Raw genomic sequence first — 258 nt, 5'->3', positions numbered from 1 at the left:
GCTTTGTGGCGTTGCCCCGGCTCGGTGATGATGAGCACTGCCTTGGCGTCCCGTGCGCGCATCTCAACAGCTGGGCCGGCAAACGCCGTAAACAGCGGCACATAGACAGCGCCGATACGCCAGATGGCCAGCAGGGAGATGGGCAGTTCCCTGCGCTTTCCCAAAAGGACGGCCACCCTGTCTCCTGCCCGCACTCCCCGGGCGTGCAGGGAAGCGGCAAGGCGTTTGGATTCTTCCTGGAGTTGCCCGTAGCTCAAC

General features: G+C 64.0%; 1 protein-coding gene. It reads right to left on the bottom strand.

Going from position 1 to position 258, the window contains the following annotated elements:
* The coding region (locus ACPYOM_RS22950; RefSeq protein WP_481347735.1) for an AMP-binding protein at positions 1-257 on the bottom strand (257 nt) is incomplete at its 3' end.
* Position 258 lies beyond the last annotated feature (1 nt).

Source organism: Monashia sp. HAY1-2A, assembly GCF_056755315.1.
The sequence above is the reverse complement of the archived record's forward strand: the minus strand, read 5'-3'. Positions and strand labels throughout refer to the sequence as shown.